General features: G+C 40.0%; 13 protein-coding genes. 5 read left to right on the top strand and 8 right to left on the bottom strand.

The window, feature by feature from the left end; genetic code table 11:
- Positions 1-11: 11 nt before the first annotated feature.
- A complete protein-coding gene (locus DK846_RS10460) occupies positions 12-827 on the top strand; it encodes an XdhC family protein (RefSeq protein WP_109968901.1) in 816 nt (271 codons plus the stop codon).
- On the opposite strand, the gene DK846_RS10455 is transcribed toward DK846_RS10460, so the two are convergent.
- The gene (locus DK846_RS10455) at positions 824-1,411 is read right to left on the bottom strand and encodes a nucleoside-triphosphatase (protein ID WP_109968900.1); all 588 of its coding nucleotides are present in this window, start codon (positions 1,409-1,411) and stop codon (positions 824-826) included. The two genes, DK846_RS10460 and DK846_RS10455, sit on opposite strands and share 4 nt — an antisense overlap.
- A gap of 217 nt (positions 1,412-1,628) precedes the next feature.
- Here DK846_RS10455 and DK846_RS10450 point away from each other — a divergent pair, with 217 nt between their 5' ends.
- Together DK846_RS10450 and DK846_RS10445 are read left to right on the top strand one after the other, a co-directional pair.
- Positions 1,629-3,341 (top strand): radical SAM protein, encoded by a 1,713-nt coding sequence (locus DK846_RS10450; protein ID WP_109968899.1) that lies wholly within the window; start codon positions 1,629-1,631, stop codon positions 3,339-3,341.
- A complete protein-coding gene (locus tag DK846_RS10445; RefSeq protein WP_109968898.1) occupies positions 3,338-4,111 on the top strand; it encodes a class I SAM-dependent methyltransferase in 774 nt (257 codons plus the stop codon). The genes DK846_RS10450 and DK846_RS10445 overlap by 4 nt, the downstream gene beginning before the upstream one ends.
- A 136-nt stretch (positions 4,112-4,247) precedes the next feature.
- On the opposite strand, the gene DK846_RS10440 is transcribed toward DK846_RS10445, so the two are convergent.
- The 5 genes from DK846_RS10440 to DK846_RS10420 all read right to left on the bottom strand — a co-directional run bounded on the left by DK846_RS10440 (position 4,248) and on the right by DK846_RS10420 (position 9,664).
- Complete coding sequence (locus DK846_RS10440) at positions 4,248-5,108, bottom strand: class I SAM-dependent methyltransferase (protein ID WP_181391726.1); 861 nt, start codon at positions 5,106-5,108, stop codon at positions 4,248-4,250.
- Between the two features lie 10 nt (positions 5,109-5,118).
- Positions 5,119-5,931 (bottom strand): class I SAM-dependent methyltransferase, encoded by an 813-nt coding sequence (locus tag DK846_RS10435; RefSeq protein ID WP_109968896.1) that lies wholly within the window; start codon positions 5,929-5,931, stop codon positions 5,119-5,121.
- A 60-nt stretch (positions 5,932-5,991) separates the two neighbouring features.
- Positions 5,992-7,056, bottom strand: coding sequence for an ABC transporter substrate-binding protein (locus DK846_RS10430; protein ID WP_109968895.1), 1,065 nt, complete (start codon positions 7,054-7,056; stop codon positions 5,992-5,994).
- Positions 7,057-7,202: 146 nt separating this feature from the next.
- Positions 7,203-8,243: an ABC transporter substrate-binding protein gene (locus DK846_RS10425; protein ID WP_109968894.1), complete on the bottom strand. Its 1,041-nt coding sequence runs from the start codon at positions 8,241-8,243 to the stop codon at positions 7,203-7,205.
- 335 nt (positions 8,244-8,578) lie between these two features.
- A complete protein-coding gene (locus tag DK846_RS10420) occupies positions 8,579-9,664 on the bottom strand; it encodes an ABC transporter substrate-binding protein (RefSeq protein ID WP_109968893.1) in 1,086 nt (361 codons plus the stop codon).
- Between the two features lie 195 nt (positions 9,665-9,859).
- Between DK846_RS10420 and DK846_RS10415 the strand changes: the two genes are divergently transcribed.
- On the top strand, positions 9,860-10,897 hold the full coding sequence (locus DK846_RS10415) for a FecCD family ABC transporter permease (RefSeq protein ID WP_109968892.1): 1,038 nt from the start codon (positions 9,860-9,862) through the stop codon (positions 10,895-10,897).
- On the top strand, positions 10,897-11,673 hold the full coding sequence (locus DK846_RS10410) for an ABC transporter ATP-binding protein (RefSeq protein ID WP_109968891.1): 777 nt from the start codon (positions 10,897-10,899) through the stop codon (positions 11,671-11,673). The genes DK846_RS10415 and DK846_RS10410 overlap by 1 nt, the downstream gene beginning before the upstream one ends.
- A gap of 15 nt (positions 11,674-11,688) precedes the next feature.
- On the opposite strand, the gene DK846_RS10405 is transcribed toward DK846_RS10410, so the two are convergent.
- Both DK846_RS10405 and DK846_RS10400 read right to left on the bottom strand, forming a co-directional pair.
- Positions 11,689-12,600, bottom strand: coding sequence for a DUF364 domain-containing protein (locus DK846_RS10405; RefSeq protein WP_109968890.1), 912 nt, complete (start codon positions 12,598-12,600; stop codon positions 11,689-11,691).
- A gap of 144 nt (positions 12,601-12,744) precedes the next feature.
- On the bottom strand, positions 12,745-13,776 hold the full coding sequence (locus DK846_RS10400; protein ID WP_181391725.1) for an ABC transporter substrate-binding protein: 1,032 nt from the start codon (positions 13,774-13,776) through the stop codon (positions 12,745-12,747).
- Positions 13,777-13,952: the final 176 nt, after the last annotated feature.

The raw sequence follows: 13,952 nt of genomic DNA, 5'->3' as shown, positions 1-13,952 counted from the left end.
GAGGATATACGATGTGGCTCCAGAAAATATCTGAATGGCATGCAGCAGGTGTTCCCTGTGCATTAGTGACAATCATCGAATCATCAGGATCAACTCCCCGTAAAATTGGATCTAATATGGTTGTCAGCAATACGGGTGAAATCGCAGGTTCAGTGGGAGGAGGAGGTGTTGAGTTCTCCTGTATCGAGATCGCAAAAGAGGCGATCAAAAAAGAGATTTGTATCTCGAAACGATTTGTTTCAAAGGGTGATGGTGATGAGTGGAGAGCAGATGACGCTGATACAGCCCTTGGAGTCTGTGGCGGATCCCTGACAGTATTTATTGAACCAATAGTGACAGAACCTGAGATCGTAGTCTTTGGAGGAGGTCATATTGGTCAGCATATTGGAAAACTCTGTGAAGTCCTTTCAATTTCGTACCGGGTGTATGATGATAGGGCAGAGTTTGCCGATTTGAAACGGTTTCCAGGATCTAAAGAGGTTATCTGTGCTCCATTTAATGAGATTGAACAGAATATTCACCTGTATGGCAGGAGTTACTGTGTGATCCTGACCTATGGGCATGAACATGATGAGGAGGTTCTGGAACAGCTCCTGAAAAACAAGGATGTTCCGTACATTGGGATGATTGGCAGCATCGGCAAATGTACCACCCTGATCCAGAATCTGAAATCACGTGGAACTCGTATTGATGACCGGTTGTATGCCCCTATAGGACTGAAAATCGGCAAAAATCTTCCTCCTGAGATAGCTCTCTCAATCATTGCAGAGATAGTTATGATTATGAAGGGAGGAAAACTTGAGCATGCAAGACGAAACTGGTCTTAATCCAGTTGTTTCGCAGCAGATCTGTATATCCTGATATCACCCATTATTTCTTCTGTTACCTCATCACAACTGATTGATCCGATATCTCTAATCACCGGTTTGATCTGCCACCGCTCGGTGACTATTCCAAGAAAATCACGCCTGACGGTCCATATCATCGGGGGATGGTGATGCTCAACCAACCGGGTGATAGATCCACCCCAAAGGGCACCCTGCACATCAAACCGTCCTACCTCATCGATGACAAGAAGATCGGTAGTATCAGACCTGATGTCAAGAATGGCCCGATTCCCGAATGTAATTGCTTTCTGTCTGAAATAATAACGGGCATGCTGCTCTGCTCCCTCTTCAGGTGTTGTTGAACAGAGTTCTTCTGATTCACCGGTTTCTAGATTGATAATTGAAAACCCGGATCTCATCCCGTCCTGAAAATAACCGGGTGCAACAAATCCCTGCATCTTCACTCCTTCAGCCCGGAGCTGGTCCAGTATCTGCGTGAGGAATGTTGTCTTACCTTCGGCCTGGGCACCGGTTATGATATACACCGGTTGAGATTTTGTAGGGATCACAGTATCAAGGTTCAATGTCTATGGAAATATTGATTTTCTCCATTACGTTGCCCGTGATATCGTGAAAATATATCACAAATTATGGGTGAGTTTTTTCTTTTTCATGTTAAAACAAAAATGAATTGTTATTATTATCATATAATAAAGCAGATAGAGTATACAACCAACGGTTCTGTCCTCTGTTATCAGGCAGAAAGGCACGAACCCGAACCTGATACCCACGGAAAAAACAATGATCTGCAATTATTGTGAGCGGTATTGTGATATCGCAGAAGGAATCTCCGGGTACTGCAGAATGTACCGGAACGAAGCAGGAGTTATCACTGAGAATTATCCTGATGCGTATCTCAATATTTACCCGGTTTCAAGTGAGTCTATTCCGATGCTTCACTTTTACCCAAATAGCATCTTCCTGCTGGTAAGCACTATAGGATGTAACTTTGCCTGTGACGGATGCATTTCAGAATTTCAGACAACCCGTAAAGGAACACTCCAAAAGGTCTTAACACCACATACCCCGGAGGATATTCTTTCAATTGCAAGGGAGAGCTCCTGCAGGGGTATTACGTTCTGTCTTAATGAACCAACAGTCTCACTTCCCACCTTCCTGCGACTCGCAAAGACTGCAAAGAAAGAGGGATTTTTAGTCGGGTGCTCAAGTAACGGATATATGACCGAAGAGACCTTGAGACAGATGATTCCGTATCTTGATTTTGTTAATATCGGACTGAAAGGATCTTCTGATGAGAGATACCGGGAGTGCGGGGCTGTATCAGCAGAACCTGTCTTTCGAAATCTCCAAATCCTGTATGATGCAGGTGTATTTATCGAGGTCTCTACCATGTATCTCGTTGGAAGGGAAGATGAAATCTGCGGGGCTGCAAAGAGGATCAAACAGATCTCTCCCTCAATTCCATTTCAGGTTATGAGATTTTTTGCTGTTACAGAAGATCTCAATCATTTTCAACCAGACAAGACTCAGGCAGAAGCCATATGTAAAACACTTCGGAAGATAGTGGACCATGTCTATCTCTTTAATACACCTGCAACGAGCGAACTTGATTCCCGATGCCCGAACTGTGGGAAAACAATCATTCACAGGGTGTTTTTTGGTCCGATGGCTGCACGTATCCTTTCAATGCAGCCAGACGGGATCTGTTCCTGTGGGTACACATATTTCCACAAAGGGGATATCATACCAATTCCTACTGACGACGCTCCGGTTCTTGGTGGATACCGCTCGATTATGGGTGCCAAATTTATCGCATCATTTTTGAATGTTCTTGGTATCACTGATGAGGCAGAAATTGATAATCTCTGTAACCTCGTCATCGGTAATGGATATCTCGCAGACCTGCAGCAGCAGCATGATTCTCTTGAGACGTTCACAGCCATGACCAGGTATCTCTCAGATCTCTCTGGCAGGCAGGAGACTGGTGAGAAACTTATCACGTATGCAACCAAAATCGCAAATGAGATCGCAGAAAAGGTGCAAAACGCAAATAAACCCCGGGTATATGCTGTATTCTGTCATCCTCTCTCACCTATGTATGCAACAAAACTGGGAAACACCCTCGTGGAGATGGCAGGAGGGATGAGTCTGAATATACAGGGAAATTTCCATGAGAGGTCTCATGCAGAGTACACAGCTAAAGAACTCAACAACCTTAATCCGGATATTATTCTGATATCCGGACATTTCGCCCCGCCAATTGATGAGTTTCTCACAACCTGTAGAGACCTTGGTATCTCATGCAAGGCAACTGTTGAAAGAAATGTGTTTACAATGAATAGTGAATTTACGTCAGGCGATCTCGGCTGGCTTATCAGCCTGATGGATGTGGCTAATATTCTTCATCCAGATATCATCAATTATTCACTCGAAGAAGAAAAAAACAGACTGGAAACATTTGTTTCTGAAGCTAAAGTGTGTGGATCTACATGAACTGCCCGGATGCTCAGGATAAGACAAATCAGAGCTGCGATCCTGCATCAGTCTTTGATGCAGAGGATTATCTCTATTTTTACGGAGATATGATAAAAGATGAGTATACCGATGAGGAAGTCGCATTTCTCATACAGAAACTCTGCCTTGAATCTAATAAAAAGATCCTTGATCTCGCCTGTGGACACGGAAGACATGCCAACCGGCTTGCAGAATTCGGGCATGATGTCACAGGTATCGACCAAAGCCAGGAATTTCTCTCAATTGGCCGGGATGATGCAGATAAGAGAGGTGTCCGGGTAAAATATCTCTGCTTTGATTCCAGGAAATACTGTGAACCTGAAGCCTATGATTGTGTTATTCATCTGTTCAGTTCGTTTGGATATTTTTCAGACGAGGAGAATGAGCTCGTGATCAGGAATATTGCTTCTTCCCTCCGCCCCGGTGGTATGGTATGCCTTGATATTCTGAACCGGGATGTTTTTTTAAAGGATTATCCACGGTTTGCAGTAAGGGAGAAGAATTCAGACCTGATGATAGACAGAAACCGTTTTGACACGGTAACTGGAAGGCTCTATAATTCTCGTATCATTATGAGGGATGGGAAACGGAGAGATACTCCGTTCTTTCTCCGGCTCTATAACCCAAATGAGATCATCAGGATTTTTAAAAATGAGGGACTTGTAGTGGTGAATATCTATAGTGACTGGAAGGGTAAACTGCTGGACAGCGAATCGAAACGGATGATTCTGATAGCAAAAAAGGGTTGACAGGAGAGTAATAACTGAAACAAAGAAGTTCTTCAACATGTTCTATGGGTATGATATATCAGATGAATCAGATGACGAGGTTTATCTGGTCCTCTAAGCAGAGGCCCCTGTCTCCTCATCCCGACTATATAAAAAATTATTTTTTTAACTTATCCCAGACCATCATAGCTGATGTGGAACAGGATGTTTCGCAGTACTTCCCATTCTCTCCGTTGTGAATCAGATAACCCTTGATTTTACTTTTTATGTCAGGTTCAATTGTACTGGTGCTATAAAAATGAGATGCAATGGTATCAGCCATTTCATCAACCGTTGATTCATTTCTCCATGTATCTTTCTTTAGTATGATCTCAGGATGATACCCCTGGAGGTACAGGTACATGAATGGAATGTATATACCATGATTACCTGTCTGAAACTCTGAATTAAACAGTTCCCGGTAGAGATCATAATACGCATTGTCCCATCTTCTATTTACCCAGCCACTATAATAACAGAGCTTTTTTGAGGCTCCCATCATACGATCAAATGTCTGTGGATTATGTACAGCCGGGGTCATAGAGGCAATGACAAGATCAAACTTCTCTCTAAAACCCTCTGCATCAAGGTCCACCTCATCCCATGATCTCTGAATTATATTATCAATTTTAACATTCTCTGTTTCAGCACGCTGTTTGAGATTATTGAGCATCCCTTCAGAAAAGTCAAGTGAGGTAACCTTAGCACCCATTTTTGCAAGAGGTATTGAAAGGGAACCAGTTCCTGCCCCAATATCAAGAACATATGCACCATCAATATCCAGTCCGGTTGTTTTAATCAGGTTGAAGAATCCATTAAAACGATCAGACTCTCTTTCCGGAGTTCTATTTCTGACAAACCGCTTTGACATAGAATCCCAGAATGTTGCATTCATTGGGCCGTATCGAATAGTCTTCGAAGTTATCTCATCCCAGTAATTTCTCCAGTACTGGGTATTTTTTTGGTGTATATCATCCATATGAACCATCTCATTTCTGGGGTTTGGCTGCAATCGTAAACAATGAAACATGATGTTCATGGTTCAATTGCATTTTCTCATTTGACTGTAACTCTTTCAGAATATCCTGTTTAACGTCCTCTTTTACATCGTCAGGCACATCTTTGAGAATTCTTTCCAGCCTTCCTCCCTTTGCAAACCTGTTCATAAAATCTCCGGGAGTATTCTCCTCTTTTGGTATCACTATCTGATCAATAGTAATATCCTTAAAACCTGCATTATGGAGGAGGACCTGAAGCTCTTCTGATGTGACCTTTTTTAGTAACCGACGCGTATTCTGAACATCTGATATGCCATATTTCTTAAGGACAGCATCAAGAATTGGTCGCATGCCTCCAGGAATATCTTTATCAGGAGTTGTCATTCCGAGAGTCCCTCCTGGCTTTAATACTCTCATAACTTCCTGTAGAGCCTTCTGTTTATCATCCACCCAGTGAAATGAAGAACAAAAGTAAGCATGATTTATCGAGTTGTCTGATATATACGAGAGATCTTCAGCTTGTCCAACAAAAAATCTAATATTCTCAGATCTTTTTTCAAACTTACTTTTGGCAATTTCAATTCGTTCAGATGAAGGATCAACACAGATTAATCTTCCTGAGCTTCCAATTTTATCAGTAACATTCAGGGCCTGTTGGCCGGTTCCACATCCCAGATCCAAAATGGTATCACCTTCCTGGATATGGAGCATGTCTATGAGAACCTCACCTTTCCTAAACTGGTGGGTACAATTCTGATTATACCACTCTGCACTTTCTTTTGTTTCCCAGTTAATTTCACTCATACGTATCAACAAAATATATAAATTCGTAAAAAAATTCCAAAAATAAGGATTTTCAAGAGGTTATGTTCCACCAGATTTAACAGGGGGAAGTAATTTGAGAATCCTATCAGCCTGATCGTCAGTTAATTCATAATGGTAGAATTTACTATAAAATTCTTTCACTTCATTATTCATATTGAGATCCTGGAACTTATCAGGATGAAGGAGTTTTGCCAGCCACATCAATTGAAGAATCTGTTGTTGGCCTGCATCCCAGAAAAATACTCCAGTTGGACTAATATATACATGCTGATTCTTCATTGCAGAAAGATCCGAAAAGCGTGTATCATTTACCATCTCTTGTAACGTTTGATCTGCAGGTTTCGATCCAAGATTAGAGGCACCACAATGGTCAATGATTATATAATCAGGATTCCATTTCAGCAACTGCTCTACCGTAATATCGGTCCCAAATCCCGCATCTAAACCATCAGTGACACTTTTTCCTCCGGCAAGAGAGATCATTTCAGATATATCTGAGTTGGCACCAGCAGTCTGAAGAGGTTTTCGAATTGCAAAATATACCGATGGTCGCTGGTCTGAGGGGATATCTCCAATGTTTGATTTCACGTATGCTAATTTTTTATCAAAGTAATCAGCATAATCTTTCGAGATCGCCTTTGCATCAGGACCTAGTACCTGTGCATATGAATCTAAAGATGTTTTAACGTCTTCAAATTTCTTCGTATCCGGAGCTGGGACAACAGGAATTCCGGCATCTTCTATTTTTTGCACTGTTTCAGGAGTATTCCAGAAAAAGATTACATCAGGTTTGTTTTTGACGAGATCTTCAATATTTGGAGTTTGTGCATTTTTAATTATAACAGGTATCTTATTAAGGTCTTTATAAACAATATTTGACCAGGGCCAAAGAGTCTGGTGCGAATCAGAAGCCATTGTTATTTTATCTTCTGCACCTAAAATAACGACTTTTTCGTATGAAGGTCCGAATAAACAACCAATTTTGTTTACATCTTTCGGCACTTCAACCGTACTGGCACTTGCAGATGAAATAACAACAACTGCCAGTACAAGAAATGCTAAAGTTAGTGAACTTAAAAGATGGATAGAATTGTTAAATTTCATACATCAATCACAACATAAAAATTAATTTACAAATAAACATTATTCATATAATAAGATATACATTTTTATTTGGCCCGGATAAAATGAGGTAGCCAACCAATAAGCCTTCATTTTAAGGCCTATATCAACTAATAAAAAAAGAGAAATTAAATTTTAGCTTTTCCACTCAAAATATCTTTTATTTGGTCAGGAGTGCAATCAACACCAAAGAATTCTTTATAGAAATCATGAGTCACTTTTTCGAGATCAAAATCCTTGAATTTATCAGGATACATTGTTTTGGCTGCCCACATTACTGTTAGCGGAGTCTCAATACCACGGTTAGCCCAGGTATGAGCACCCATTGGTGCAATATATACAGCCTTGTTTTTTATGGCAGTAACATCAGCAAGTTTTGGATCTTTTTGTATCGCATCAATTTCGTCTGGTGTTGAAACGATGATGATATCAGGATTCCACGTGTTAATCTGTTCAGCATCAATCTTTAGAGATTCTGTTTCCCGTGTCGCATTACTAACACTAATTCCTCCACCTTTCTCTATCCACCAGTCACCGATCTTATGCGGGACTGACATTGAACTATATGCCAGGTAGAGTACTTTTTTGCGATCACTATCTGGAATAGTAGCGGCCACAGATGATACTTTGTTTACTGTATCATCAAAGTATTTCAGGTACTTACTTGCCTCATCCTGCTTGTTATATGCCTCACCAAGTAATGTCATCAATTTTTTAACATCATCATCATTTACCCAGGAGAGATAGACAACAGGAATATTACTTTTTTCCAGAAGATCTACTGTCGGCTTGTCCATGGTAAATACAACATCGGGATTTAATTTGACAATCTCCTCTACATTTGGCTGATTATTAGTCGTTTGAATCGATGGTTCGCCCTGAAGGTTCGGAGCGAAAACATACTGATATTTCCATCGACCCTGCTTTTTAAAAGATTCAGGGAGATCATTACTAATTGTATTACCCTCTCCAAGGGCAAACAGGAAACTATTTTGTACTGGAACAGAGCCCACAGTGATCACATGCTGAAGGGGAACAGGAATAGAGACAGTTCTACCCTCCATATCTGTGACTGTCTTTTCTTTGGCACCTGATTCCGCATATGCTATAGTACATAATACTGTGCATATTGCAAGAATCAAAAAAACCAACAGGAATTTCTTCTGCATAAGAATAAAATAAATTTGATCCCTTTAAAGATATATGTTTTTATTTAATAATTAAAAAAATAAAGGCAATATGTTTTAAAATAGTATGATAAATAATCATAGGGGAGGTTTTCCACTCGCAAATTTTAATGATAAGCCCTCTTACTTATTGCAGGATACGATATCACTCCTAAAAGTATTCCTTCAATCATTGGATCTTCTAATCTCATACCGGAGTGGAATCCTCACCTTTTCTTATTGTTTTTTGAAAAACACTTTAACATAAGAAGGGAAAACCTAAACCCGGACCGAATTTACTGAAATTTATACAAAATTCAGATTAACTAAAATAAAAATTAAGAATTCAGGATTTTCTTAACCTGATCATCTGAAATTGATTTGTGATAGAAGAGCGTATGAAATTCTTTAATAAGCCCTTCCAGGTCCATGTCTTTAAAGAGGTCCGGATACATCATTTTCGCAGCCCAGGGTATCCCGATGATTCTATTGATACTGGGAGGGCAGCAGAACCATGAAAATCCCGTTTTGGGAACATGATACACTCTGCCATCCTTTACCGCCTTTACATCCTTCCATGCTGGATCAGTTCCCACCTTTGAACAAAAACTCTGGTCTTCAGCAAATATCACATCAGGATTCCAGTTTAGCACCTGTTCTACTGATACTTGGGGGACAGAACCCGCTGAAACACCAGATTCGCTCAGGTTTCCATATGTTGCAACATTTATTCCACCACATAACTCAATGAGATCAGAATATAGTCTGCCTGAAGTGCTCAGGCCATCTTTGTCAATACAATAATAAACTTTTACTTTTTTATCTTCAGGGATTGATGCTACTTTTTTCGTTACCATATCAACAACGCGATTATAGAATCCAATCAGATCCTTGGCTTGATCCTGCTCACCAAGAAGATCTCCCATAAACTGTATAAGAGCAGGTGAGTTGGTGATGTTCATGGTATCTGATAACGCTACAACAGGGATTGAACCAAGTTTTTGTTGTCGCTCTGATACGAGAGAGAATGCCGATGTGTCATCTGGACTCTTTGGGTAATAACTTACAATGACAACATCAGGCTTCTTTGAAATGAATGTTTCATAATTACCGCCGTCTCCATTTCCTCCTTTCCACCCGGGAACCAGAGGGAGAGACTCATATGTATCAGGGAAATACTCTTTCGTGTCATTTGTCTGTGCCATGGCTGAAGGCCAGGCCTCAAGCTTATCAGGAGCAACCCCATACACAACAACCACAGTCTGCATCCAGTCGCACAGAACGTTTTTGATTTCTGATGGGACAACAACAGTCCGACCAGTCATATCTGTGATAGTCCGGGTATTATCTGCATAAACTAAACCGTTTACTGCTGTACATAGGAGCAGTCCAACCAGAAGAGAATAAAACCATTTATTCGACATACATTATCGCTCTTATAGGTCGCAATTTTTTCTAATTACAAACTTATTTAAATTGTTTACATCTTATATCTTACTAATTGAATTAAGTAATACACAATTGTTATTTTATTCCACATAAAAAAATCATGTAATAAGAAAATATAGGTATATTTCAATAACTAATTATAATACTAGTTAAAATAAATTAACTAAATAATGGCAGTTCCTCTCTTCAAAAAAATAAGCCATTTTCCCATTTCTTTGGAGATAGGACTCATAGTTTTATCCCCATTTATTCTCGCAGGGTTTTCAATGTTTTTTGGTCAATATTTTCTGGATCCAATCACCATTTTTAAAATTTTATTATCACCATTCCTTCACACTCAACAGACCTGGACAGATGCACAGGCAAATGTGATATTTAACATCCGAATCCCAAGGATAATCGGAGCATTCCTTATAGGAGGAGGCTTGTCTGTTGCCGGTGCAGTTTACCAGAGTCTTTTTCGAAATCCCATGGTATCCCCTGACATTCTTGGGGTTTCTTCAGGTGCAGGCTTTGGAGCAGCTATTGCAATATTGTGTTCACTCCCGGTACTGATGATTGAAGGATCAGCATTCTTTTTTGGTCTTGCATCTGTTGGATTTGCAGTAACTCTTGCTAAAATATATAAAGGGGAATCAATCCTTGTCCTGGTCTTATCAGGGATAATAATGGGATCACTGTTCACTTCCCTTATCTCACTGGTCAAATACGTAGCAGATCCAACCGCAAAATTACCTGCGATTACCTACTGGCTCATGGGATCTCTCAGTGCAGTATCAATGTCAGATATTTTCCTCGCCATTCCATTCATTCTCCCGGGTGTAGTCTATTGTATGGTAATTGGATGGAGATTAAACGCATTTTCCTTAGGTGATGAAGAAGCAGGCTCTTTGGGAATTGATACTACCCGAATGAAATATATCCTCATATTTATCTCAACATTAATTACAGCATATTCAGTATCCATCTGTGGAATAATCGGATGGATAGGTTTGGTTATACCTCATCTTGGTAGGATGCTCATCGGCCCTGACAATGCCCGGTTAATTCCCGCTTCGTTTTTTCTGGGAGCCGCGTACCTTATACTCATAGACAATATTGCCAGAAACGCTACAAGTGCAGAAATCCCACTAGGAATTCTCACAGCAATTGTTGGTGTCCCATTTTTTGCTTACATTATGGCAAAACGGGATGTTGGGTGGACATAATGTTTGAAGTAGTAGATGCAGGATTTGGATACAGTACTGATCGACAAATATTTCATAATGTATCTTTTTCTGTTGAAAAAGGAGAGATTCTCTGCATTCTCGGACCAAATGGTATCGGAAAATCAACACTTTTAAAATGTTGTGCACGAATCTTACCTCTAAAATCAGGGGAAATATCGTTACATGGGAAGAACCTGAAGCAGTGGAATCGTTCAGATCTGGCAAAAATGATAGGGTATGTACCCCAGGCTCATCATATGGTCTTTCCGTTTAGTGTCCTTCAACTGGTCTTACTTGGAAGAACACCACATATATCCGCATATTCCAGGCCCGGAAAAAGGGATACAGAAATTGCAATTGAAGCTTTGAAAGGTGTTGGAATTGAGCATCTTGTGGATGCCCCTGTCAACAGAATCAGTGGAGGAGAATGTCAACTCGCTATGATTGCCCGTGCCCTCGCCCAGGAACCCTCACTCCTGGTTCTTGATGAACCAACAAATCACCTTGATTTTGGAAATCAGGTACGAATTCTTCACATTCTTGATAAATTATCTAAAGAGCGAACCATCTCAATCATCATGTCTTCTCATTATCCTGATCATACCTTCCTGCTCTCATGCAAAGTTGGAATCATGCAAAACGGGGTTATAACTCATGTTGGAGATGCAGAAACAGTTGTAACAGATCACTCACTTGAAGAGACCTATCAGATCACCATAGGAGTTCATTATATTGAAGAGGTAAAGAGGAATGTTTGTGTGCCATCTTACCCATGATAAAAAAATAGGATCTTAATTTTTCTGCTTCTTAATGATAACCTTCAGTGATGATTGTCCATAAAAGTGATATCCTGAACCCCCTTCAACAAGAACATCCAGGATCTCATCTGGTTCCACAACCCGGTTACCAGCAAGCATGGAGATATTTCTGGCAAAAAAACTCTCTGGAAGCATTGTTGCAGTCGGGCCGATAATAATAACATACGCATCCGGGTTGCACAACTGAAGAATACTCTCAAGGGTATCATTAATGAGAGTTGTTCCTGATATTATCACCAGATCAGCAGTGGAAACCTCATGAGGAAAATCACTTTGATTCACGAAAAAAGGCAATTCTTCTGATTTAAGGGTTCTTATATCAAGTTCGGCAATCCGGTATGGCACTTTGTGTTCTTTTAATTGTTTGATAACCGGGATCAATGCTCCGACAACAACTGCCTTTTTGATCGTTTCCAGATTGATATCAGCAAAAATATCATCCCCTTCTACAATTGAATATAATTCTGAACCTTCTTTTGGGTTACTGCTCCAGATATCTTCAGATAAAGCGTTTAATGTCGCTATTGCAATAGCACGCTTGATGGGTGCTTGTTGAGACAGGTAATCAAAGGTATCAGCAACAGACATCCCTTTCAGTCTTCCGGCCCGGGGCATTGCCTTTGCTGATGAAGGACAACAAACAGACTCAGGTATCTCTTTTATCGGTGTAAAACAGATTCCTGATGCTCCATTAGAGAGTTTTACCCCGGTGTAGAAAATCCCGATAACAACACGTTCAAGCGTCAGATTAGCAAGACTGTCCCCATATCGACTAATTAACCGGTTTTTTGTTTCTTCCAGAATTGAACCCTTTTCATATAATTTTTCATCAGGACCAGTTTTTGAGAGGAAATTATCCTCATTTTGGATTATATTATCTTTCATGACTACTTCATTCCCATGTTCTGGATATATATCAGGATCATCTAGGTTTATACCAGGATGATATGATTAGCAGGAGAAAATCCATCCGTAATCTTTAGAGAAAAAGGAGATGCAGATGATTGGGTGGTCGTTTCAACAACCCGCCTATTTATTTACTGATAGTATGGCATCAGCCTCATCATCTGACAGATCATACCGGTAGAAGGTCTTGAAGAATGTCTTCATCTCCTTTTTCATATCAACATCTGCGAAAGTGTCAGGATACAGCGTTTTTGCAAGCCAGAGGAAACCAAGAGGACTCTCAGGGGATGGACGGCACCACCAGAACCCTCCATTAGGAACATTATACACCTGCCCATTCTTAATAGCAGATAATCCAGATAACTGCGGATTATTTATTATATCCTTATCCGGATACTTACCATCAGTACTTCCCTGAACAATAATCACATCAGGGTTCCATTCTGCAAGTTTCTCTGGATTTACTTTTGCATCGCCAAGATCCTTGGCTACATTTATTCCGCCTGATGTAGCGACATATGAAACACCCCAACTTGTATCAGTTCCTAAATCCTTGTTGGAAGCATAAAAGACTGTCTTTCGCTTATCATCAGGAAGTGATTTCAACCTGTCATTAATAAATTTCTTTTTCTCATCCCAGTAAGCAATTAATTCTTCAGATTTTGCCTTGTTGTTGAGAAGATCTCCAAAAGCCCTGAATTCATTATAGATTGTGTCAGCAGTAGCTTTCCCGGTTAATGCCTGAAATACCGGGATTCCATTCTCTGTAATCTTAGGATTGCCTTTCTTTGCTGTTACACTATTAATAACAACATCAGGTTTTAATTTTAAAATGGTCTCCATATTTAGATCATCAAAGCTTCCTGCATCTGGCAGGTTCTTAAGTTCAGGGAACATCTTGGTAAACATCGGGAAAAGGTTCATCGCTGACATTCCTACGACTTTTTTAGGATCTCCCATTATGACAATTTCCTGGGCGACTCCCCCTTGACAGGCAATAAGTATACTCTGAATATCTGTAGGGACGGAAATCTCTGTGCCACTCATATCAGTTACTGTATGAGTTCCGGCTGATTCAGCAAAAACCGGGGCAATACATATCAATCCAATAATGGATAATATTGCGAAATATTTTACAAACGATATTCCTTTCATGATAGCCACACCAGATGGGACCATCCATCCGATAGGTACTATTTGATAAATGTAGCAATTAACAGTTACATTTTGTTAAAATAATTGATATTTATACTCTGTTATTCACGATTGTAAATCGAACGATGGGTAACCAAATTGTATATCTACTCTTCACTAATTAAAACTAATATATA

The organism is Methanospirillum lacunae, from assembly GCF_003173355.1.
GTDB classification, from domain to species: Archaea; Halobacteriota; Methanomicrobia; order Methanomicrobiales; family Methanospirillaceae; genus Methanospirillum; species Methanospirillum lacunae.
This window is presented reverse-complemented; position numbering and strand designations above follow the sequence as displayed.